The following is a 21,245-nucleotide window of genomic DNA, read 5'->3' on the forward strand; positions in this document are numbered from 1 at the left end:
CTACCCCGGGTTGTGGGGTGCGGTGGCGGCTAAGGGGTGACGCGGAACGTCGCGTCCTGGCGGTCGGTGGCGCTCGCGCTCGCGCTGAGCGGGTCGATGCGCAGCAGATAGTTGGCGTGGCGCAGATACCGGTCCGGCACGTTGTACGACCGGAACGACGACCATGCCGCGTCCGCCAGCCCGGCGACCCGGTAGAACGTCGCGTCCGCGCGGAACGTGGCGGTGTTGTCGTTGGCGTCCAGCCGGATCGCGTAGTTGCTGTGCCGCAGGTACCGGCCGGGGTAGTTGACGGACTCGAACGACACCCCGGCCGGGTCGGCCAGGCCGGGCACCATCCGCCACATCTGATCCTGGTACGGCTCCATGGGGTAGGCGTCGATGCGGCCGATGCTGTTTGCGTGCCGCACGTACCGGTCGGGGAAGTTCGACGACTTCAACCGCGTCCAACTCGGCAGACCCCACCGGGTCACCAGCGCGTTGTACTCGGTGGAGGTGATGCCGGCGATGGAGCCGTGTTTGGCGTTCAGCGGTGGCGTGTAGGTGCGCTGGTTCAATACGGTCCACGAGTTACTGCCCACATTGGAGCTCGACCAGGCGTAGAAGTCGTTGTTGACCGGGCTGAACGAGTCGCCCCACAGCCGCCAGCCGTTACCCTCGTTGTTCCTCACCAACAGCGGCGCTTCCATCGAATTGCCCTGCCGCAGCCCGCTGGTGTAGGTGGTGTAGCTGTTTGGCGCGCCGGTGGTCGAGCGGGCGCCGTAGAGCAGGCCGGTGGAGAGGTTCTTGTAGTACAGGTAGAAAGTGGCCCCATCGACCACGATGTCGCCGTCCAGCACCGGGAAACCGGGGCTGAAGTAGACCTGGTTCGTAGAGACGGTCCGGAAGTCCGATGTGTAGTTCACCATGAACACGTCGACGCCGTTGTTGGCGGAGTAGACGATGCCGTACTGGCCGCGGGCGGCGTCCCAGAAGGCGGTCGGTGCCCACGTATGCGTGTTCAGGCCGTGCATGCGGATCCGGCGGTAGCCGGTGAAGCTGGTCAGGTTCGTCGAGTCCCACACGTGCAGGTACTGGTTGTTCTGACCGAAGTCGGTGCCGTTGAGGTCCGTGGCCAGGACCACGAAAGTGCCGTCCTGCTTGCGCAGGATGAACGGATCCCGCAAACCCAGCGTGCCAGCCGTCGGCGTGACCACCGGGTTGTTCTGGTTCAGCGGCGACCAGTTGAGCCCGTCCTGGCTGACCGCCAGATGCAAGCCGTAGTTGGCCCCGGTCATGTTCGGCGTCTCGGTGAAGTACGCGAACACGTAGGCGGTGTTCGCCGCCAACGCCGCCGGCGGCGCGGCCACCACACCAACTGCGGCGGCTGCCGTCGAGACGGTGGCGAGCTACACGAACGCCCTTCGACTCAGATACACGATGACTACCTCTTTCTCGTAGGTGCGGCGCAATCCGCCCGCAGTCTTCGGAATGTTAGCGCTAACATTGATGATCGCCGTGGCGTGGGGATTCGCCGTACGGCCGTCAGCGTGGCAGCGAAAGACTCGCCCCGTGTTGATCTGCAGGTGAGCCGCTGTTGAGTAAGCGCGAGGGTATGGTCGACGGCTCGCCGACCGCGGCGCCGATCAGGAGGGCGTGCCTGGGCGAGTCGGGCATAGCGCACCCCATTTGATGAGGAATCGCAGCCGGGAGAGTGGAAACGCTTACTACTGCGAGCAAGGAAACCAGAGACACCCAAGACCGTCAATACCTTGACGCGACGCTAATTACCTGCTGACAGCAGAGGAGTGGGCGTCACTGCAGGCGTCCCCAACACTCTCGCTCGCGAGTAAGCGTTTTAACTGTGACGTAGTGCGCGGAGCGGGCCGTGCGACAGCCTGATGCGCTCGCGTATGTCCTGCTCGGCCGGCTTCCGGCGCCCTGTCGGTGATCGACTGCCCGCCTTGACAGCCTCCCCTTGACAAAATTACTGAGTGAGCTCATTATTGAGCGTGCTCGGGTTTAGTGAGCGGGACGAGAGCCAGGAGAAGGACATGTCGGAACGACGCACAGCGCAGCGCTATCGGGACGTGCCGACGCGGACGATCGCGGCGGCGGGCGCCGTGTTCGCCTATCGCGAGCTCGGTCCGCACGCAGGCGTCCCACTGGTCGTCCTGACGCACCTGGGGGCGAACCTGGACAACTGGGACCCGCGCGTCGTGGATGGCCTTGCCCAGGACCGTCGCGTGATCGCCGTGGACTACCGCGGCGTCGGCGACTCCACCGGGCGAGTTCGCGACTCGATCGAGGAGATGGCCGCGGACATGGTGGCCGTCATCCGTGCGCTCGGCCACAACCGGGTCGACCTGTTCGGTCTGTCGATGGGCGGCATGGTCGCCCAGGCTGTCATCACGCAGGCGCCGCACCAGATCGATCGGCTCATCCTCGTCGGCTCCGGCCCCGCCGGTGGGCCCGGCCTTATGGACATGACCCGCCTGACCATCGCAACGGTGCCGCGCGCCGTGGTTACGTTCAACGATCCAAAGACGCTGTTGTTCTTCACTCGCACTCCGGTCGGCAAGCACGCCGCGCGCGAGTACCTCACGCGGTTGAAGGAACGCACGGCAGGACGCGACAAGCCTGTCAGTGCGGGGGTCTACCGGGCGCAATTGGCCGCGGTGCACCGGTGGGGCGAGCAAGTGCCCGCGGATCTCTCGCGGTTCACCGGTCCGGTGCTCATCGTCCACGGTGACAGTGACCGCATGGTGCCGCCGGAAAACGCGAGCGCCCTCGCCCAGCGGCTGCCAGGCGCGTCGGTGACCGTGTTCCCGGATTCCGGGCACGGTGTCGCCTTCCAAAACCACCGCGCGTTCGTCGACGCCGCGCGGGATCACCTGCGCCGATAGCGGCGGCCCGCCACCGACCACAACGAACAACGTCACGAAGAAGGAAGCAAGAAGTCATGAGAGCGTTTGTCGTCAACAAGTACAAGGGTTCGCTGCAGCTAGCGGATGTGCCCGAGCCCGCCGTGGGAGACGGCGATGTGCTCGTGCAGGTGCAGGCCGCAGGTCTGAACCCACTCGATGAGAAGATTCGAGCGGGTGAGTTCAAGCAGATCCTGCCCTACAAGCTGCCCCTGATCCTCGGCCACGACCTCGCCGGCACCGTCCAGCGCGTCGGCGCGATGGTGCGCGACTTCAAGCCCGGCGACCAGGTTTACGCCCGACCCGACAAAGCACGCATCGGCACCTTTGCCGAGCGCATCGCCGTCGCCGAGTCCGACCTGGCCCTCAAGCCCGCATCGATCAGCATGGAGGAGGCGGGTTCGCTGCCGCTGGTCGCATTGACCGCATGGCAGGCGCTCGTCGAGCGCGGCAACGTGCAGGCCGGACAGAAGGTCCTCATCCACGCCGGCGCCGGAGGAGTCGGGTCGATCGCGATCCAGCTCGCCAAACACCTCGGCGCCACGGTCGCCACCACGGTCAGCGGCTCCAACGCGGATTTCGTGCGCGAACTCGGCGCTGACATCGTCATCGACTATCGCACCCAGGACTTCGAGCAACTGCTGACCGGGTACGACCTGGTGCTGGACAGCCTCGGTGGGGAGAACCTCGAAAAGTCCCTGCGCGTACTGAAGCCCGGCGGCAAGGCCATCGGGCTCGCCGGGCCGCCAGACCCGACCTTCGCCCGCAGCGCCGGGTTGAACCCAGTGGTGCGTCTAGCGATCAGTGCTCTGAGCGCCGGCATCCGCCGCCGAGCCAAGAAGCTCGGCGTGCGCTACGAATTCCTGTTCATGCGCGCCAGCGGCAACCAGCTGCGCCAGATCGCGGCCCTCATCGACAACGGTGCGCTACGCCCCGTCGTCGGAAAGGTCGCCCCCTTTAGCCAGACCGCCCAGGCTCTCCAAGGGCTGGACACGGGTGGCATCCGCGGCAAGGCCGTCATCAGCAATTCCTGACCCGCGCCCGCGACCAGCAATAACAATTAACCACGTAGGAGATCATCATGAGCACGTACGCCAACTCGAACGAACCCGTCAACACGTCCTACGCCCACGCGCCGGCCCGCACCGTCTCCGTCGGTGACGTCACGTTCGCCTACCGCGAGTTGGGGCCGAAGGGCGGGATCCCGGTCGTCTTCCTGGTCCATCTCGCCGCGACCCTCGACAATTGGGACCCCCGGATCATTGACCCCATCGCGAAGCACCACCACGTCATCGCCGTCGACAACCGCGGCGTCGGCGCTTCCACCGGTGAGGTGCCCGACAGCATCGAGGCGATGGCCGACGACGCCGTAACCTTCATCAAGGCGCTCGGCTTCGACAAGGTCGACATCTTCTCCTTCTCCCTCGGCGGCATGATCGCCCAGGCCCTGGTGGTCAAGCACCCTGAGCTCGTTCGCAAGCTGGTCCTCACCGGGACCGGTCCCAAGGGCGGCAAGGACATCGACAAGGTCGCCGGCACCACGTACTACGACATGCTGCGGGCGGCGCTGACCCGGTCGGATCCGAAGGAGTTCCTGTTCTTCAACCGCAACAGCACCGGCAAGCCCGCCGCGAAGGCATTCGTGCAGCGCCTGCAGGAGCGCACCGCGGACCGTGACGCGCCGATCAAGGTGAAGGCGTTCCAGACGCAGTTGAAGGCCATCAAGAAGTGGGGACGCGGCACGCCCGACGACCTGTCGACGATCACCCAGCCGACCCTGATCGCCAACGGCGACAACGACCGCATGGTGCCCTCGGTCCTCTCCGAGGATCTGCACCGTCGCATCACGGGCTCCGAGCTGATCATCTACCCCGACTCCGGCCACGGCGGGATCTTCCAGTTCCACGACAGGTTCGCCCCCGCCGCCGTGGAGTTCCTCGCGCGATGACACCGACCTACGTCAGGAAGCCTTTCGCGTCATCGATCCTGCTGTGGATGCGCACCGACCAGCCTCGCCAGCAAGGGATGGACCACTGGAAGGGCTGTGGCCGGCCGTCAGCGGCGTCGAGACGGCCATCCCCGTCGATCGCAGGATCGACGGGGTCGCCGAGGTCACCTTCGAGTCGGTCCTCGCTCCGCTGCGGGGCCGGCAGCAGACCAGGCTCGCCTACAAGGATGAGGTGAACGTGTTCCGGCGCACCCTGCTCTACGCGGGGCCGCCGAACTCCGCTCGCTGGTACGACGTCGCGGGTCCCGGCGGGAAGGCGCAAGCCCGAGCCCTGATCTACCTCAGCAGAAGGGACGACATCCACACCGGTGCCTTCCGGAGGTTCCTCACCGACGAGCTCGTCCCCGGCCTTGCGGCCACCGGCGTGCTGAGGGAGCTCCGGACACAGGTGTTCATGCCCTGGAACCAAAGGCTCTGGAACACGCCCAATGTGGCGCACGACAATCCCGCAGACCAGCGTTTCCATGCCTCATTGATCCTGGGCTTCACCGATGCCGGCGCACTTCGCGCCTGCTTCGCGAGCGATGCCGTCGCGCAGCTGTCGTCCAGGCTTGCCGGGTTCGCCTCGGCCGTTCACGCCTACGAGGTGTCCGAGGCGCTCACCTTCGTCAAGGAAGGCCGGGCCGCGGTGGAAGAATGAGCGAAGGCGCATCCGAGCCCACACGACAATGATCCTGCTCGTCACTGAGTGGGCCAGATTCCATCCCGAAGGTTGCGTTATGGCAGTCGCCCCACGGCCAGTTGGCCGGCGTGAGCGAAACAAGCAGGAAAAACTCGACCGCATCATGGCCGCCGCTCGCGAGCTGTTCGCCGAACACGGTGTCGACGACGTCACCACCCAGCAGGTCGCGGACAAGGCCGACATCGGCACCGGCACCCTGTTCCTCTACGCCAAGAACAAGGGCGAACTGCTCCTCCTTGTGCAGAACTCCACCTACGCCGACGCGCTCGTCAGAGGCAAGGCGGCCGCCGAGACCATCCCCGACGTGCGCGACGCGGTGATGGCGATCGTTCGCCCGGTCGTGGAATGCAACCGCATCCAGATCGACAACGGCCGGACCTACCTGCGGGAAATGGTGTTCGGCGACCCCGAGGAACCTCACCACCGCGAGGCTCTGGGCCTGACCGTCCAGACCGAGGAAGCGATCGCCGACGTGCTACGACGGGACCAGCGCATCGTCCCCGGCGTCGCCGCCACGCTCGCCCACATCGTCTCCGCCATCATGTTCCTCAGCATGGCGCCCACGATCAACATCGCCAGCACCGTCGACGACATCCTCCGCGAGATCGAAGACCAAGTTCGCGTTCTCTTGCCGCGCTGACCGGCAGCGTGGCGCCGTTCACGCTGGGTCTGATTGCCCAGCCCGGTGGGGGAGGAACTGCGCGATCTGGGTCTCAATCGGCTGGTGGAGGTTGGCGCGAACAGCGCGGGTGACGTCGTCGGCCAGGATCTCCACTTCGCCTTTCTCCACGCCGTCGAGGACCTGCCGGACCACGTCGGCCGGGTTGGACTTGGCGGCGTCCGCGCCGGCGCTCATGTCGGTGTCGACGTAGGCGACGTAGACCCCGACGACCTGTACGCCCCGCGGCCCGAGCTCCAGCCGCATGGAGTCGGTGGCGCTCCACAGAGCGGCCTTTGACACTCCGTAGGTGCCGCCAAGGGCGATCCACGAGACGATCGAGGCGACGTTGATCACGATGCCGGAGTGTTGCACCAGCGGGCTCGTAAAGGCCGAGGTGACGGCGAGCGGGCCGAACAGGTTGGTCTCCAGTTCGTGACGCAGGTTTGAGGTATCGGGGTCCAGGACCGAACCGACGCGTGCGATGCCGGCGTTGTTCACCACGACGCTCACGTCCGGTGCGATCCGCGCGGCGCGGGTCACGGAGTCGGCGTCCGTGACGTCGAGTTGGAGCGGGACAAGGCGCGGGTCGTCGGCGACGATCGTCCTGGGGTCGCGGGCGGCGGCGTAGACCTTCGCCACCCCGCGATCGAGGAGTTGGCGGACGAATTCACGGCCGATGCCGCGGTTCGCGCCGGTGACGAGCACGGTTTGGTCAGCGAGCTGAGTCATGACAGTCCCTCTCTATGCCGAGCACGCTTCTCGCGCCCAGTCGGTTCTTGTTGCGTAAAGGCTGGCCTCAGCTCGGCATCCGGTTGAGTTTGCGGACGCTCTTGTCGAAGGTCCGGGCGGGAACGATGCGGCGCAGCACGCTGATGCGTGCGGCGGTTGAGCCGGCGGGGTGGCGAAGCCTGGGTTTCGCCTCGGTAGCGGCGGTGACGATTACCTTGGCGACGACGGTGGGATCGTCGCCGCCGCGCATCTGCGTCTGCATCACGTCGTGGAAGGTGCGGCGGCGCTGCGCGTACAGCGGCAGTGGGCTGTCGGCCTGGACCATGTTCGTGTCGAACGGGGTGTTGATGGGGCCGGGCTGGACGAGCAGGACCCGGACGCCGTGTTCGCGGACCTCGTGATCGAGGGATTCGGAGTAGCCCTCGACCGCGTGCTTGGTCGACACGTAGACGGCCATGAAGGGGTTGGGGACGAACCCGCCGACCGAGGAGATGTTGACGATGCGTCCGTGGCCCTGGGCGCGCATGTGTGGCAGGACGGCCTTGGTCATGCGCATGAGGCCGAACACGTTGACGTCGAAGACGCGCTGCGCCTGGGCGACGGAGATCTCCTCGGCGGCGCCGTCGGCGCCGAGGCCGGCGTTGTTGACCAGGACGTCGATGCGCCCGAACCGGTCGATCACGTGCTGGACCGCGGCGCGGACCGATTCGTCGCTGGTCACGTCGAGGTCGAGGTATGTCACGCCGGTCCGTGCGGTGACCCGTGAGGTGTCGCGGCTGGTGCCGATCACCTGGAAACCCGCTGCGGCGAGCGCGATCGCTGCCGCGTCCCCGATGCCGGAGGACGCGCCCGTCACGAGCGCCACCGGCCGAGCTGCCGTCATCATCGAACTCCTTCGGCTTTTAGATTACGCTCATACGACCATAGGGTGGGAGATGCCCGAGGGGCAAGGGTTTGCTGGAAATTTAAATTATGGTCGTACTCTAAAACTTGTAAAGGAGTGTGCGGGGTGCGGTACGGCAGAGAGCGCAAGCAGGCGACGCGACGGCGGATCATCGAGACGGCCGGCCGTCGGTTCAAGGCCGGCGGCATCGACGGTTCGGGGATCGCCACGCTGATGGCGGCTGCAGGGCTGACCAACGGCGCGTTCTACGCCCATTTCGACTCCAAGGACGACCTGGTCGCTGCCGCGGTCGCCGACCAGCTCCGCGAGCAGTGCGAGATCCTGGGTGCGGCGGCGCCGGGCCGGGCCGGAGTCGAGCAGATTCTGCGCGTATACCTTTCGGTTCAGCACCGCGACAGCCCCGAGTACGGCTGCCCGTCGGCCGCGCTGCTCGACGAGATCGCCCGCTGCGCGGACGCGACCAAGCGCGCGTACACCGGCGGCGTGCTCGCCGTCATCGACGACATCGCCGCCCGGCTGGCGCCCCACGATCCGCAGTCGGCGCGCGTGCAGACGTTCAGCATCTACGCACTGATGGTCGGGACGCTGCAACTCTCCCGCGCCCTGGCTGACCAGCAGCTCGCCGATGGCGTCCTGGAGCAGGGCATCCAGAGCGCCCTCACGCTGCTCGGCGCCGAAGACCGGTAAACCTCGAATCGCCAAACTCAAAGGCGCCGCCCGGGTGATCGGCAGTGCCGGCTCGGACGACAAGGCCAAGCTGCTGGTCGAGGAGTACGGCTTCGACGCGGCGTTCAACTACAAGAACGGGCCGGTCGCCGAGCAGTTGGCGCAAGCGGCGCCGGACGGCATCGACGTCTTCTTCGACAACGTCGGCGGCGAGCACCTCGAAGCGGCTATCGGCGCGCTCAAGCTGCACGCCCGGATCGTGCTGTCCGGAATGGTCTCGCAGTACAACGACGAGAAGGTGGTCGGGCCACGCAACCTGTGGAACCTGTCCGTGACCCGGTCGCGGATGCAGGCGTTCATGGTGACCGAAGAGATGGACCTGCAGCCGGAGTTCGTCCGCGAGGCCGGCGGCTGGATCCTCGCGGGCAAGCTGCACCACCGGGAGACCGTCGTGAACGGCCTGGAGAACACCCTGGACGCGTTCCTCGCCCTGATGCGCGGCGAGAACGTCGGAAAGATGGTCGTCCGGCTCTGAACCACATGGCGCACTTGCTCGCAGGCAGCCGCCCTGACCCAGTTCCTCCGATAGCGTCTTGGTCAGCGAAGAAACGCGCGGGCGTTCTCGATGCCCTTTTCGAGGACCTCGTCGGCGAGCTTCGGGTCCGACAGGGCACGGGACAGCTGCAGCGTTCCCACCGCCATCGTGAAGAGTCCGAGTGCCTTCCCGCGTGCGGACTGGGGATCGTCGGGAGCCAGGCGGCCGGCGATCTCGTCCACGATGGACTGCGCGCCCTCGGTGTAGGCGTGCTTGGTCTCGCCCGCGCAGCGTCCGATCTCGTCGAGCAGGGCCGCGGAGGGACACCCGGCCCCGGGGTTGTCCCGGTGCTGAGGCGACAGGTAGTCGCGCAGGAACTCCTCCAGCCCTGCCCGGCCGGGCGGCAGCGTGCTGAACGTCTCGGCCTGGGTATGCAACTGGTCGGCGACGACGTTGGCGACGAGGTCGTCCTTGGACGTGAAGTGGGCGTAGAACGCGCCGTTGGTCAGGCCCGCGTCGGCCATCAGCGTGGCGACGCCGGAGCCATCGATGCCGTCCTGCTTGAACCGGTGACCGGCCGTTTCGATGATCCGCTGCCGCGTCGCCTGCTTGTGCTCCTTGGCGTAGCGCGCCACAGGGCTCCTCCATCCGCTCGATAGCGCCATTGCCCGGCGCCACCACCGCACAGCATAGCATGACGTACGTAATATTACGATCATTGGGCAATGTGATGGATGATCCGGGGCCGTGCCAGCCGAGCCGAAGGCCGGTCGGTCGCTTCATACTGACTAGCGTTATAGGGGCAGTCACCTTCGTGTTCCGTGCGATAGGGAGAGCGTGATGGGAATCTATGAGAGAGCCTGGCGCGCCAGTACCGAAGCCCCAGAGAGCTTCTGGTTGAAGGCGGCAGAGAGCATCGACTGGGATGTCCCGCCGTCACGCGCGCTGGACCCCTCGGACGCGCCCCTCTACCGCTGGTTTCCCGACGGACGGCTCAACGTCTGCTTCAACGCGGTGGACCGGCACGTCGAAGCCGGCCGGGGCGAACAGGTCGCTTTGATCTACGACTCCCCGGTGTCCGGTGTACGAAGCACCTATACCTACGCTCAGCTGAAGGACGAGGTGGCCGCCTTCGCCGGCGTGCTCGCGCGGCTCGGCGTGGGGCAAGGCGACCGGGTGCTCATCTACATGCCGATGGTCCCCGAGGCCGCCATTGCGATGCTGGCCTGCGCACGCATCGGCGCCGTCCACTCGGTCGTCTTCGGCGGGTTCGCCCCGCACGAACTCGCGGTCCGCATCGACGATGCCAACCCCAAGGTGATCGTCTCGGCCTCCTGCGGCATCGAAGGCAACCGTGTCATCCCGTACAAGCCGCTGCTGGATCGGGCAATCGAACTCGCCCTGCACAAACACGATAAAACTGTCATCCTGCAACGCCCGCAAGCGCGGGCCGAGCTGGGGCCCGACGATCTCGACTGGTCCGACGCCATTGCCGGCGCGTCACCGACCGACTGCGTTCCCATCCCCGCGACCGATCCCCTGTACATCCTCTACACATCCGGAACGACCGGAAAACCCAAAGGCGTCGTCCGCGACTGCGGCGGGTACGCAGTGGCCCTGCACTGGTCGATGGGCGCCGTGTACGACGTAGGCCCGGGCGAGACGATGTTCACCGCCTCCGACGTCGGCTGGGTCGTCGGGCACTCGTACATCGTCTACGCACCGTTGCTGGTCGGCGCCACAACGGTCCTCTACGAAGGCAAGCCGGTCGGCACGCCCGATGCCGGCCAGTTCTGGCGCGTCGCCGCCGACTACCGGGTCAAGACCATGTTCACAGCGCCCACAGCGTTCCGCGCCATCCGGAAGGTGGACCCGAAGGGTGCGCTCACCGCGGACCACGACCTGTCCCACCTGCGCTACCTGTTCCTCGCCGGCGAGCGCCTCGACCCGGACACCTACCACTGGGCGAACGCACTCCTGGGCATCCCCGTGATCGACCACTGGTGGCAGACGGAAACCGGCTGGCCCATCGTCGCCAACCCGGTCGGACTCGAAATCGCCCCCGTCAAACCCGGCTCGCCCACACGCCCACTGCCGGGCTGGGACGTCCGCGTCTTCAATGCTGCGGGCGAAGCCGTGCCAGCCGGCGTCGAGGGTGCGATCGTCGTGAAACTACCCCTGCCACCGGGTTCGCTGCCCACGCTCTGGAACGACGACGACCGCTTCGTCGCCTCCTACCTGTCCATCTTCGACGGCTACTACCTCACCGGTGACAGCGGATACATCGACCACGACGGCTACGTCTTCGTCATGGGACGCACCGACGACGTCATCAACGTCGCCGGACACCGACTGTCCACCGGCAGCATGGAAGAAGCCCTGGCCACTCACCCCGACGTCGCTGAATGCGCCGTCATCGGCGTCGCCGACGCCCTCAAGGGACAGGTACCCCGCGGCTTCGTCGTTTTGAAAGCCGGCACCCGCCGAGAGCAGGGCGAGGTCGAGGCCGAACTCGTCCACCTCGTACGGGAGCGGATCGGAGCTGTCGCCGCCCTCAAGGATGTCGCCGTCGTGGCCGCCCTGCCCAAGACACGCTCGGGCAAGATCCTGCGCAAGACGATGCGCGGCATCGCCGACGGCCTCGACGAACCAATTCCCTCCACAATCGAGGACCCGAGCGTCATCGAGGCACTGCGCCCGATTCTCGGCCGCAGACGTCAAACCCCATGAGCATGGTTGTTGCGGCTGGGCTTTAGGCGGGGCGGCGGATGGCGTGCACGGCCGCGTCGTAGAGGTCGAACAGCTCGGCCTGTCCGCCCAGGCGCGCCCACTCCTCGTTCGCTGCTTGCAGGCAGGTGATCGCCGCGGCCGCGATCGCACGCGCCTGGAGGGTGCGGCGGTCGGAGTCGGGCAATCGCGGCTCGATCAGCGGTGCGAACAGGTCTTGCCAGCGAGCCTGCTTCTCGGCGTGGCCGGCGCGCAGTGACTCGTTGCCGAATAACAGCTTGACCAGCTCGAGCCGGCGCTCGGGCGTGATGTCGATCTCCTCGAGTACCTGAAACGCCGCGCGCAGTGCCGCCCAGGCATCCTCGTCGGCCGGGCGCTGGGCGAGGCGTGCGGCGATCAGCTCACCCTGCTCTGCCAGGCCGCTGAGCGCGAGATCTTCCTTGTTGCGGAAGTAGTTGAACAGCGTCCGCCGGGAGACACCCGCGGCAGTGGCGACCTCCTCCAGTGTCGTGTCGTCGTACCCCTTGGCCGCGAACAGTTCGGTAGCGGTGCGGGCCAGCAGCGAGCGGACCACCGAGCGGGTCTGCTCGCGAAGAGGTGTCGGTTTCTGAGCCATGCACCGATGGTACGACAGTGCATGTGATGTAGCAACTTGCACTGCGTGCAGAAGTGTGCGTAGTGTGTATGGCATGAGAAAGATTGACTACCGCCACCAGACCGTCATCGTCACCGGAGCCAGCTCCGGGCTCGGCGCGGAATTCGCTCGCGAGCTGGCCCGCCGTGGCTCGAACCTCGTCCTCGTCGCCCGCCGAGCGGACCGGCTCAAGAGCCTGGCCGACGAGCTCACCCGCGCCCACGGCGTCACGGTCACCGTCGTCGCCCGCGACCTCGGCCTGCCGGACGCCGGCCGCACGTTGCGTGCCGAGCTCGAATCCCGCGGCATCTACGCCACCGGGCTGGTCAACAACGCCGGCTTCGGCACCCACAACGCCTTCACCGACGAGGACCCAGACCGCGTGCAGAGCATGATCGCGCTGAACGTCAGCGCCCTGGTCGACCTCAGCCGCGCCTACATCGACCCGCTAACCTCCGCCGGCACCGGCATCCTGATCAACGTCGCGAGCCTGTTGGGCTTCCAGCCGACCCCGTACCTGAGTGTCTACGGTGCCACCAAAGCCTTCGTCCTCAGCTTCACCGAATCGCTGTGGGAAGAGACCCGCGGCACCGGCCTACACGTCCTCGCCGTCTGCCCCGGCGCCATGCAGACCGAGTTCTTCGACGCCGCCGGCAGCCAATCGGCCGACTACGGCTCGAAGCGAGCCACCCCCGCCGACGTCGTCAAAAAGGCCCTCGACACCCTCGACCGCCGCTCCGCGCCCCCGTCGGTGATCACCAACGGCCGCCCCGTCGCCCTGGCCAGCAGGTTCCTGCCGCGCCGCCTGATCGTCCGGCTCATGGGCCGGCAGGCCCGTCGTTAGGCGTAGCCACCGTGGTACCGCAGTCGACACGGCTGCCTGCCGGTCAACTCACGCCGAGGCGCGGTTTTAGCTGCGCGTGATGAGTAGTTTCAGTCTGGACGGGTCATGCACGCTCCTCGGGTTGTATTCCGATGCAGCCCCGCCGAGGTGATCACAGCGGGCGCAAGGCCAGACAACACCGAGGCGTGTTACTGCGGCGTTTCCTTGCGCCGTCGCCCTCCACGGCGCCATAGTCTGGGTTCTCGGCTTCGAGCTGGTGTGGGCGCTGCCGTTCGGGATCCTCGGGGCCGGCCTCGGCGCCATCATCGAGATCAACCGCCCCGGCGCCGCCGCTTCTCCACCGTCTCCAATCGGCGCGCCACGGTAGGCTAAGAACCCTCGCTGCCTGGTGCGGAGCGGCGGCGGCTCCATAGCCACGCCGTCAGCAGAATCACGGAGGCCACGATAGTTACCGGGCCGACGCGGATCTCGCCTCGGCCGAAGGTTCCAGCGAGGCCGACGGCCCAGCCTCCGACCGCGAGCAACACGAGCGCGTTCGCGCCGAAGATGGCCAGCGTGCGCGTTGCCGAACGCGTGGTCGCGCGGACCGGCAGCCCGGACAGCGCCGTCCATGTGGCCGTCAACAGCACCACGGCGCTGGCGGCGGCCAGCAAGCTTTCCGCCAAGGCCCAGGCTGTTCCGTCGACCAGGTAAGCGTAGGTTCGCCGCGACCAGAACAGGGTCAGCGCGGCGGCATAGGCCATGAATACCACCGGCAAGACGACAACCCGAAGTGTGTGCGGAATGGCTCTGTTAAGCACCCGTACGGCACCCCTCAGGCTCTGCGCGGCCCCGACAAGCACCGAGGCGATCCACAGCGCCGCCCAAAGCATCACCGAGAGGATGGCGTTGACGCCGGTGGACAGGAGGTAGACCGCGGCGTAGAGCAGGAGGCGGGCGAACTGGACGGCCGATCGCGCGAGCAACACCAGTGCCTGCGCGACCTGGAAAAGCAGCATGGTGACATCGCGGCTGACACGATCGGCCAGGTCGCGGTCGGAGATCTGCTTCGGTCGCCAACGGGCCAGACTCCATGTCAGCGCGCTTGGTTTGCGGGGTGGGCCAACCGGTCTTCGAAACGAGAAGTCGACCGTGTTGCCGCTGAAGAGGATCCCGAAGACGATCGCGGTGAGCCCGGCCACGGCGATCGTTGCGATCGCCGTGGTCAACAGGAAATCGCGTATCCGCCCTGTGTCGATCGGCCACGCCATTTGGAGCAGCACAAGCGCGAGCCATCCCGTCAGTGCCACTGGCAGGATGGCGGCCGACGCCGCGACGTAGCCTCGCACCCGGGCGGTCACCGATCTGACGCCGCTGCCTTCGACTAGAGCTTGGCTGCTGCTCTTGGCGGCAAGCGGTCCAAGGTGGACCGCAGTGATCACCATTAGCACTATCAATAGTGTCAGGACGGCGATTCGCTGTGCCGTAAGTGAGGTCCAACTGAAAATCAGAGTGAGCACGGTGACCAGCGCCCAACAGGCCAGCGCCCAGCGCAGCGCGATCGGGTAGAGCCGAAGGGGTGGCAACAGCACAACGGCCGCCACCAAGGCTCCCACCAGAAACAGTGGCAACGACGTCTTGATCTGAGCGGCCAGCACGAACGCCGCGCATACGGCCACCCGGGCGATGTTGATCGCTGCTGCCACCAGCTTGCTTGGTATCACGCGGGCAGCGGGCAGAAAACGCCCATGCGTCTCGCAGTACAAATCCACTGTGGTCAGCGCTGACGTATCGCATCCCTGCTCAGGACAGCCGCTGACCGGGCCGCCCTTTTCAAGCCCGATTCGCAACCACCACTTCGGTGGATCAACCAGATCGAGGAGGACGGTCTCCATACAGAGAACTATATAAGTATACGTCAATCAGCAAGCCGGCTGCTCCAATTGGTCAGCCGTAGGCGACCTCGTCGGTCAGGTTGGAGTAGGCGGGGGCGCTTGTGCCATGGCCGTTTGTTGCCGTGATCATGACCCGGATGTGGTGCTCGCTGTCTGGTACGTCGCCGGTGTAGTGCGGGGAGTCGCTGTTGGGGATCGTGGTGCACGGGCCGGCGGGGGTGCAGCGTTGCCATGCGTAGGTGTAGTGGACGTCGCCGGCGGCGTACCAGCCACCGGGGTCCGCGGTGATGGTCAAGCCCCAGGCCAGGAAGGTCGGGATTACCGGGGCGGCGACGTTGCGCGGCAGCGTGGGGATCGACTGGTGGGCGCCGATATCGCAGTAGGCGGCGCCGGTGGAGTGTCGGGATAGGCCACGCTGGTCGGTGCCATCGCAGAGGGTGTGCGTGATGGGGATGGCCCCACGCAGGATGCTGTGTTCGCCGAGGGCATGGCTGCGGGTGAGGGTTTCGTTGTCGGACAGCGGCTGGAGGTCTGTCTGGCCGGCGGGGGTGGCGGTGCCGCAGGTGCCGTCGTCGCTGGTGTTGTACTCGTCGACGTGGTCGGGACTGTCTGGCCGCTCGCGCAGGTCGCAGTCCGCGCCGGCGTTGCCGGTGAACAGCGATCCACGTACGTCGGGTCGCCAGATGTGGGTGCCCGAGACGGCGGCGGAGCCGCCGTGGTTGCCCGCGACTGTGACGTGGCGAAGCTCGATGCGGCCATGGTCCTGGAGGAGAGCGCTGGCGTCGCCGCCCTGCGTGGAGTTGCCGGAGATCGTCGAGTCCTCGATGGTGGTGGGGCCGGCGTCGTTGTAGATGCCCCGCCAGGTCGGGACGACGAATTCTGCGCGACCGTGGACCGTCGCAGTATGAGGCTGGCGCGGAGTGCGGCGATGCCGCCGCCGTGCCAACCGGCGACGTTGTGGGCTACCACGCTATCGGTCATGGTGACGGTACGGAGGGCCAGCAGGCCGCCGCCGAGGTTTCCTGCCGCGTTGTACGAGACCCAGACCCTGGTGAGGGATAGGTCCCCCAGGGCCACGATGCCGCCGCCGACTCTGTCGACGTCGTCCACGCCGTTGGCGTGCCCGTTGGTGATGCTGAGGTCCGACAGCGACAGTGTGCCCCAGGACTCCTGGGTGATCACCGAGCCGGCGCGCTGACCATCCAGGACAGTGGCCAAGGCGCCCGCGCCGACGATGCTGACCTGCTGCCCCTCGCCGACCACGACGTTCTCCCGGTATCGCCCGGGACCGACCCGCACGATCCCGGACTGCGCGACCCGCCGCAGGGCGAATCCAACGGTGCGGCACGGCGCGCTCGGCGCGCAGTCTCCAGAGTCGACACCCGTCATGGCGACCGCGACCTCGCTGGGCTGCCCGTCCGCCCTGGCCTGTGTCGCGGTCGAGAGCAGCGTGCATGCGGCGACCAGCACGATCCCGAAAACCTTGCGTACCAACGGCTTCATGTCCCTTCTTGACGAGTTGAACATCATCATGCGGGCGGGCAGCGCACTCGGCTGCCGTTTCGTCGGCGACCGGACAGCGATGCCGAAAGTAGTGCGTCGGCCTGGGTTATTCCGGCGCTGCGGTTGGCAACGGCAGCGGTCGAGCGGGTACGGGCGTGGAGACCACGATGGAGGTGGTGGTCTGCCCGAGGAGGAGGAATCGGTCGAGGATTTCTTCGAGTTCGCCGATCGACGGTGCGTGAAGCTTGAGGAGGAAGCAGTCTTCTCCGGTGATTCGATAGCACTCGACCACCTGCGCCATTTCGTGTGCGGCCCGAGCGATCGTGGGTAGCTGGCCGGGGCCTGGCCGGATACGTACCAGCGCGGTGACCGGCATGCCGAGCGCGGCTGGATCGATGTCCATCCGGTAGCCGACGATCACGCCCGCGGTTTCCAGCCGCTGTACACGTTCGGTGACCGCTGGCGCGGACATGCCGACACGGCGGGCCAGCTCGGACATCGACAGGCGCGGGTTGGCCTGCAGTTCGGACAACACACGCAGGTTCACGGCATCCAGGAGTCTCGCCCGGTCGTCTAAGGAATTGGAACCTCTTGGCCTTGTTTCTCCAGGCAAGTTACGCCTCCTGGCTTCAATCTGCCCTTCACGATCTGCTTTGTGCTTTGGAAGATACTCGGGGTGAGGGAACCAGCGGCTCCGGCGTTCATCGCGGTCAGCGCCGTCTTCCACTACCTCGGCCCGGCGTTCGCGGTGCTGCTGTTCGCCCGGCTGGATGTGCTCGGGGTTACCTGGCTCAGGATTGTCAGCGCCGCCCTGGTGTTCGCGGTGTGGGGGTCAGAAGCCTGCGTAACACGCTCGCGCTCGGGCTCGCCGTGGCCGGCGTGTTCACCCTCACCGACATCCGGCTGGCCGGCGCGCCACTCGGGTTCGGGTTCGCCTTTGCGAACTGCGCGCTGTTCATGCTCTACGTGACTCTTGCCCACCGGGTCGCCAACACCGGACCGCGTGACGGCTCCCAGCGGGGCGGAGTCGACCAACTCGGCGCCGGCCTTCGACCAGCCCGGCTGGCTGCTGGCTGGTGTCGCGGTTGGCGTCTGCTCCTCGGTCATCCCGTACGTGACCGACCAACTCGCCATGGCCCGGCTGCGCCGGGCGACCTTCGCGTTGATGCTGAGCATCTTGCCGGCCTCCGCCACGGTCATCGGGCTGCTCGTCCTCGCCCAACTGCCGATGGTCCATGACCTGCTCGGCGTGGCGCTGGTGGCCGTCGCGGTCGCGATCCACCAGCAGCCGTCCCTTAACACCGATCGGGAGGAATCAGAATGCAGTACGTCCGGCTCGGCTCGTCCGGTCTGAAGGTGTCGCGGATCGGCCTGGGCATGATGAGCTTTGGCGATCCCACCGCAGAAGCGTGGTTTCTATCCGAGGACGCGGCCGAGCCGATCGTCCGGCACGCCGTTGGCGCTGGCGTGACCTTCTTCGACACCGCCGACATGTACTCCGGCGGCGTGAGCGAGGAAGTCACCGGGCGGTTGCTCGGCAAGCTGTTCGCCCGGCGCGGCGACTACGTGCTTGCGACCAAGCTCTTCTTTCCGATGGGGCCGGGTCCCAACGACCGCGGCCTGTCCCGAAAGCACATCATGGACTCCGTTGACGCCTCGCTGCGGCGGTTGGGCACCGACTACATCGACCTGTACCAGATTCACCGGTGGGATCCAGAGACACCGATCGAGGAAACCATGGCGGCGCTGCACGACGTTGTCCGGGCCGGCAAGGTGCGCTACCTCGGCGCGTCCCTGATGTACGCCTGGCAGTTCGCGAAGGCCCAATACACCGCACAGGCGGGCGGCTGGACCCGGTTCGTGTCGATGCAGACCCGCTACAACCTCCTCTACCGTGAGGAAGAGCGGGAGATGCTTCCGCTCTGCGCCGATCAAGGCGTCGGCGTCCTGCCGTACAGCCCGCTGGCCCGAGGGCTGCTCGCCGGCGGCCGGCACGACACACCGCGCGCGATCGCCGAGCAAGCCGACGGATCGCAGCGCGTCGACGACAACGACACCGACGTCATCGACGCGCTGCGCACAGTCGCCGCCGGACACACCCGGCCACCCGCCCAGATCGCGCTGGCCTGGCTGCTGGGCAAGGCGCCGGTGAGCGCGCCCATCGTCGGCGTGACCAAGCCCCACCACCTCGACGACGCCCTCGCCGCCGTGGACCTGGCCCTCAGTGACGAGGACGTAGCCAGGCTGGAAGCCCCCTACCGCCACCGCGCCCCGTTCGGCCACTCATAGCCCACCGCGCGCCCCCCACGGTGACCCCGCCGTTCACCGGCTAGCCGCGAGAGCTCGGACATCCGCACACGTCGCAATCGGACTGTTGTCTATGGAGATTTTAAGGTCAGGTTCAGGATCGAATTCTGAGCTGCCGCGATGTCCGTCGCGGCAGCTCAACATCTTTTGATTTTCCTCACCTCAACGCGACCGCCGCTGCGGGACGCTCGAACTGGTGCTCAGCTTCCGTCGTCTTGGCGCATATCAGTGTGACCTGGGCAACTGTCGTTCATGGGGCGTCGGGTCGTCTCGTCGCGGCCGTTCGGCTGCTGCCAGCCAGGCGGCGGTGGCCAGGCCGAGTATCGAGGCGGCGGTGAGCCACCAGAACGTGGTCTGGAACGCGGCGTCCACGCCGCCCGCCAGTCGCCCGGCCAGGATGACCGCGAAGGTGGCGCCGCCGAGCGCGCCGCCGATCCGCTGCGCGATGTTCACCTGGGTGGTTGCGTCCGGGAGCTGGTCCGCGGTGACCGCCTTGAACGCGGCGATCGCCGCTGGCCCGACGGCGAACGCGATGGCCACGCCGCGCAGGAACAGCAGGCCGAGGACGACCGGCGTGGGCAGGGCGGTGCCGGCGACCGCGAACGGCACCGTGGTGGCGACCGTGCCGAGCCCGCCGAACAGGCTGACCATGCCGCCGCCGAACCTGTCCAGCAGCCGGCCGCTGACCGGCAGGGCCACCGCGGTGCCGAGGCCGAGCGGGATCAGCGCCAGCCCGGTCTGCAGCACGCTGGTCCCCCGGCCGATCTGGAAGTACAGGGGGAACAGCAGCGTCGCGCCGAACATGGTGGCGCCGGTGAACGCGGCGGTCGCGGTCGCCGCCGCGTACGCCCGGCCGGCGAACAGCCGCAGGTCCAGCACCGGGCGGGCGGCCCGGCGGGCGTACCCGATGAACGCCACCAGCAGCAGCGCGCCGGCCAGGACCGGGCCGACGGCGCCCGGCGCCGCCAGGCTGCCCCGCTCGCCCCACGCGGTGAGCCCGTACACCAGCAGCGGCACGCCGGCGCTGACCATCAGCAGGCCGGGCCAGTCCAGCCGGCCCGGGTGCGCGGCCGGGCGGCCGCGCGGCACGAACCGCCGGCCGAGGTACAGCGCGAGCGCGCCGAGCGGCAGGTTGATCAGGAACAGCCACGGCCAGGAGCCACTGTGGATGATCAGGCCGCCGGCGACCGGGCCGAGCGCCGGGCCGAGGGAGACCGCGACGCCGAGGGTGGCCATCACCCGGCCGAGTCGCTGCGGGCCGACGGCCTGGCCGAGGATGGTCTGGCCGGCCGGCAGCAGCAGCCCGGCGGTCAACCCCTGCAGGACGCGCGCCGCGACCAGCCACCACACGCCGCCGGCGAGCGCGCACAGCGCGGACGTGATGGTGAAGCCGGCCAGCGCGGCGAACCACACCCGGCCGGCGCCGAAGCGCCGGCCGAGCCAGCCGCTGGCCGGCAGGGACAGGCCCAGGGCGATGAGGTACGCGTTCGCGACCCACTGCGCGTCGTCCAGGCTGGCGCCCAGGTCGGCGGCGATGGTGTCCAGCCCGACGTTGACGACCGAGGTGTCGAGCTGGCTCATGAACGCCGCGAACGCGATCACCATCGCCAGCCGCCACACTGGCCACCGGATCGCCTCGTCGGGCCCGACCGGCTCGACCGGCCGGGCGGTGGCCGTCACCGCCGGACCGACCGCAGCGCGCCACTCCACGCGGTGAGCTGGTCGAGCATCGTGTCCAGCTGGCCGTCGCGGTGCGGCCCGGGCGCGAAGGCGTCGCCGTCGAAATCGCCGCCCAGGCTCAGCGCCACCTGCGCCCGCACGTCGGCGACCTGTAGCTCGCCCATCACCACGCGCAGGTGCTCGACCGCCCGGGTGCCGGCCGCGTCGAGGCCGTAACTGACGAACCCGGCGGCCTTGTTGTGCCACTCGGCGTACAGGTAGTCGATCGCGTTCTTCAGCGGCCCGGGGATGGACCGGTTGTACTCGGGGGTCACGAAGACGTACCCATCGAAGGCGGCGATGGTGTCCGCCCACGCCTTGGTGTGTGGCCGCGCGTAGCGGCCGTAGGCCGCGGGCAGCGGCTCGTCGAGCACCGGCAGCCGGTACGCCGCGATGTCGACCAGCTCGACCTCGACGCCCGGGCGCCGGGCCGCGTGGCGCTGGACCCATCGCCCGACGGCCTCGGCCTTGCGGCCGGGCCGCACGCTGCCGAGGATGACCGCGAGCTTGAGCACGTGATCCATGGGATGCCTCCCGCTGATGTAAAGTAAA

20 protein-coding genes and 1 pseudogene are annotated in these 21,245 nt (G+C 67.5%); 11 read left to right on the plus strand and 10 right to left on the minus strand.

Going from position 1 to position 21,245, the window contains the following annotated elements; all coding sequences use genetic code 11:
- Positions 1-29 precede the first annotated feature (29 nt).
- Entirely contained in the window at positions 30-1,346 is a 1,317-nt protein-coding gene (locus Prum_RS33960) for a glycoside hydrolase family 43 protein (RefSeq protein WP_246278265.1), read from the minus strand.
- Between the two features lie 624 nt (positions 1,347-1,970).
- Between Prum_RS33960 and Prum_RS33965 the strand changes: the two genes are divergently transcribed.
- From Prum_RS33965 to Prum_RS33985, 5 genes are all read left to right on the plus strand, one after another.
- The gene (locus Prum_RS33965) at positions 1,971-2,882 is read left to right on the plus strand and encodes an alpha/beta fold hydrolase (RefSeq protein WP_218577461.1); all 912 of its coding nucleotides are present in this window, start codon (positions 1,971-1,973) and stop codon (positions 2,880-2,882) included.
- A 56-nt stretch (positions 2,883-2,938) separates the two neighbouring features.
- Entirely contained in the window at positions 2,939-3,934 is a 996-nt protein-coding gene (locus Prum_RS33970) for an NADP-dependent oxidoreductase (RefSeq protein WP_173080214.1), read from the plus strand.
- A 47-nt stretch (positions 3,935-3,981) separates the two neighbouring features.
- Positions 3,982-4,848: an alpha/beta fold hydrolase gene (locus Prum_RS33975; RefSeq protein WP_173080216.1), complete on the plus strand. Its 867-nt coding sequence runs from the start codon at positions 3,982-3,984 to the stop codon at positions 4,846-4,848.
- Between the two features lie 43 nt (positions 4,849-4,891).
- On the plus strand, positions 4,892-5,548 hold the full coding sequence (locus Prum_RS33980; protein ID WP_218577462.1) for a hypothetical protein: 657 nt from the start codon (positions 4,892-4,894) through the stop codon (positions 5,546-5,548).
- Between the two features lie 79 nt (positions 5,549-5,627).
- Positions 5,628-6,230 carry a TetR/AcrR family transcriptional regulator gene (locus Prum_RS33985; RefSeq protein ID WP_173080218.1) on the plus strand — a complete coding sequence of 201 codons (603 nt, stop codon included), beginning with the start codon at positions 5,628-5,630 and terminating at the stop codon, positions 6,228-6,230.
- An 18-nt stretch (positions 6,231-6,248) separates the two neighbouring features.
- On the opposite strand, the gene Prum_RS33990 is transcribed toward Prum_RS33985, so the two are convergent.
- Complete coding sequence (locus Prum_RS33990; protein ID WP_173080220.1) at positions 6,249-6,980, minus strand: SDR family oxidoreductase; 732 nt, start codon at positions 6,978-6,980, stop codon at positions 6,249-6,251.
- A gap of 67 nt (positions 6,981-7,047) precedes the next feature.
- On the minus strand, positions 7,048-7,863 hold the full coding sequence (locus tag Prum_RS33995) for an oxidoreductase (protein ID WP_173080222.1): 816 nt from the start codon (positions 7,861-7,863) through the stop codon (positions 7,048-7,050).
- A 126-nt stretch (positions 7,864-7,989) separates the two neighbouring features.
- On the opposite strand from Prum_RS33995, the gene Prum_RS34000 reads away from it, so the two are divergent.
- A complete protein-coding gene (locus Prum_RS34000) occupies positions 7,990-8,571 on the plus strand; it encodes a TetR/AcrR family transcriptional regulator (protein ID WP_173080224.1) in 582 nt (193 codons plus the stop codon).
- Positions 8,510-9,085 (plus strand): MDR family NADP-dependent oxidoreductase, encoded by a 576-nt coding sequence (locus Prum_RS34005; RefSeq protein WP_173080226.1) that lies wholly within the window; start codon positions 8,510-8,512, stop codon positions 9,083-9,085. The genes Prum_RS34000 and Prum_RS34005 overlap by 62 nt, the downstream gene beginning before the upstream one ends.
- Before the next feature lie 62 nt (positions 9,086-9,147).
- On the opposite strand, the gene Prum_RS34010 is transcribed toward Prum_RS34005, so the two are convergent.
- A complete protein-coding gene (locus Prum_RS34010) occupies positions 9,148-9,720 on the minus strand; it encodes a TetR/AcrR family transcriptional regulator (RefSeq protein WP_173080228.1) in 573 nt (190 codons plus the stop codon).
- A gap of 205 nt (positions 9,721-9,925) precedes the next feature.
- Here Prum_RS34010 and Prum_RS34015 point away from each other — a divergent pair, with 205 nt between their 5' ends.
- Positions 9,926-11,815 (plus strand): propionyl-CoA synthetase, encoded by a 1,890-nt coding sequence (locus Prum_RS34015; RefSeq protein WP_173080230.1) that lies wholly within the window; start codon positions 9,926-9,928, stop codon positions 11,813-11,815.
- Positions 11,816-11,837: 22 nt separating this feature from the next.
- On the opposite strand, the gene Prum_RS34020 is transcribed toward Prum_RS34015, so the two are convergent.
- Entirely contained in the window at positions 11,838-12,428 is a 591-nt protein-coding gene (locus Prum_RS34020; protein ID WP_173080238.1) for a TetR/AcrR family transcriptional regulator, read from the minus strand.
- 73 nt (positions 12,429-12,501) lie between these two features.
- Here Prum_RS34020 and Prum_RS34025 point away from each other — a divergent pair, with 73 nt between their 5' ends.
- Positions 12,502-13,290, plus strand: a complete 789-nt coding sequence (locus Prum_RS34025; protein WP_173080240.1) for an SDR family NAD(P)-dependent oxidoreductase — start codon at positions 12,502-12,504, stop codon at positions 13,288-13,290.
- A 368-nt stretch (positions 13,291-13,658) separates the two neighbouring features.
- Here Prum_RS34025 and Prum_RS34030 read toward each other — a convergent pair whose 3' ends face one another.
- From Prum_RS34030 to Prum_RS34040, 3 genes are all read right to left on the minus strand, one after another.
- Positions 13,659-15,164: a hypothetical protein gene (locus tag Prum_RS34030; protein WP_173080242.1), complete on the minus strand. Its 1,506-nt coding sequence runs from the start codon at positions 15,162-15,164 to the stop codon at positions 13,659-13,661.
- Between the two features lie 52 nt (positions 15,165-15,216).
- Positions 15,217-16,110 carry a choice-of-anchor Q domain-containing protein gene (locus Prum_RS34035; RefSeq protein WP_173080244.1) on the minus strand — a complete coding sequence of 298 codons (894 nt, stop codon included), beginning with the start codon at positions 16,108-16,110 and terminating at the stop codon, positions 15,217-15,219.
- Positions 16,111-16,773: 663 nt separating this feature from the next.
- Entirely contained in the window at positions 16,774-17,223 is a 450-nt protein-coding gene (locus Prum_RS34040; protein WP_173084450.1) for an Lrp/AsnC family transcriptional regulator, read from the minus strand.
- Between the two features lie 120 nt (positions 17,224-17,343).
- Between Prum_RS34040 and Prum_RS34045 the strand changes: the two are divergent.
- Positions 17,344-18,021 (plus strand): annotated as a pseudogene (locus tag Prum_RS34045) (EamA family transporter).
- Entirely contained in the window at positions 17,988-18,956 is a 969-nt protein-coding gene (locus Prum_RS34050) for an aldo/keto reductase (protein WP_173080246.1), read from the plus strand. The pseudogene Prum_RS34045 and the gene Prum_RS34050 overlap by 34 nt, the downstream one beginning before the upstream one ends.
- Before the next feature lie 243 nt (positions 18,957-19,199).
- Here the strand turns inward: Prum_RS34050 and Prum_RS34055 are convergent, their stop codons facing one another.
- Complete coding sequence (locus Prum_RS34055) at positions 19,200-20,684, minus strand: DHA2 family efflux MFS transporter permease subunit (RefSeq protein ID WP_218577464.1); 1,485 nt, start codon at positions 20,682-20,684, stop codon at positions 19,200-19,202.
- Positions 20,651-21,208 carry an NADPH-dependent FMN reductase gene (locus tag Prum_RS34060; protein WP_173084454.1) on the minus strand — a complete coding sequence of 186 codons (558 nt, stop codon included), beginning with the start codon at positions 21,206-21,208 and terminating at the stop codon, positions 20,651-20,653. The genes Prum_RS34055 and Prum_RS34060 overlap by 34 nt, the downstream gene beginning before the upstream one ends.
- Positions 21,209-21,245: the final 37 nt, after the last annotated feature.

The organism is Phytohabitans rumicis (assembly GCF_011764445.1).
In the GTDB taxonomy this organism is placed as follows: Bacteria; Actinomycetota; Actinomycetes; order Mycobacteriales; family Micromonosporaceae; genus Phytohabitans; species Phytohabitans rumicis.

Bases quoted from the DNA above. Each gene is read 5' to 3' on its own strand.
- Prum_RS33970 (WP_173080214.1), top strand. From the start codon at position 2,939: ATGAGAGCGTTTGTCGTCAACAAGTACAAGGGTTCGCTGCAGCTAGCG.
- Prum_RS34050 (WP_173080246.1), top strand. From the start codon at position 17,988: ATGCAGTACGTCCGGCTCGGCTCGTCCGGTCTGAAGGTGTCGCGGATC.
- Prum_RS34030 (WP_173080242.1), bottom strand. From the start codon at position 15,164: ATGGAGACCGTCCTCCTCGATCTGGTTGATCCACCGAAGTGGTGGTTG.
- Prum_RS34025 (WP_173080240.1), top strand. From the start codon at position 12,502: ATGAGAAAGATTGACTACCGCCACCAGACCGTCATCGTCACCGGAGCC.
- Prum_RS34020 (WP_173080238.1), bottom strand. From the start codon at position 12,428: ATGGCTCAGAAACCGACACCTCTTCGCGAGCAGACCCGCTCGGTGGTC.
- Prum_RS33990 (WP_173080220.1), bottom strand. From the start codon at position 6,980: ATGACTCAGCTCGCTGACCAAACCGTGCTCGTCACCGGCGCGAACCGC.
- Prum_RS34005 (WP_173080226.1), top strand. From the start codon at position 8,510: ATGGCGTCCTGGAGCAGGGCATCCAGAGCGCCCTCACGCTGCTCGGCG.
- Prum_RS34015 (WP_173080230.1), top strand. From the start codon at position 9,926: ATGGGAATCTATGAGAGAGCCTGGCGCGCCAGTACCGAAGCCCCAGAG.
- Prum_RS33995 (WP_173080222.1), bottom strand. From the start codon at position 7,863: ATGACGGCAGCTCGGCCGGTGGCGCTCGTGACGGGCGCGTCCTCCGGC.
- Prum_RS33975 (WP_173080216.1), top strand. From the start codon at position 3,982: ATGAGCACGTACGCCAACTCGAACGAACCCGTCAACACGTCCTACGCC.
- Prum_RS33985 (WP_173080218.1), top strand. From the start codon at position 5,628: ATGGCAGTCGCCCCACGGCCAGTTGGCCGGCGTGAGCGAAACAAGCAG.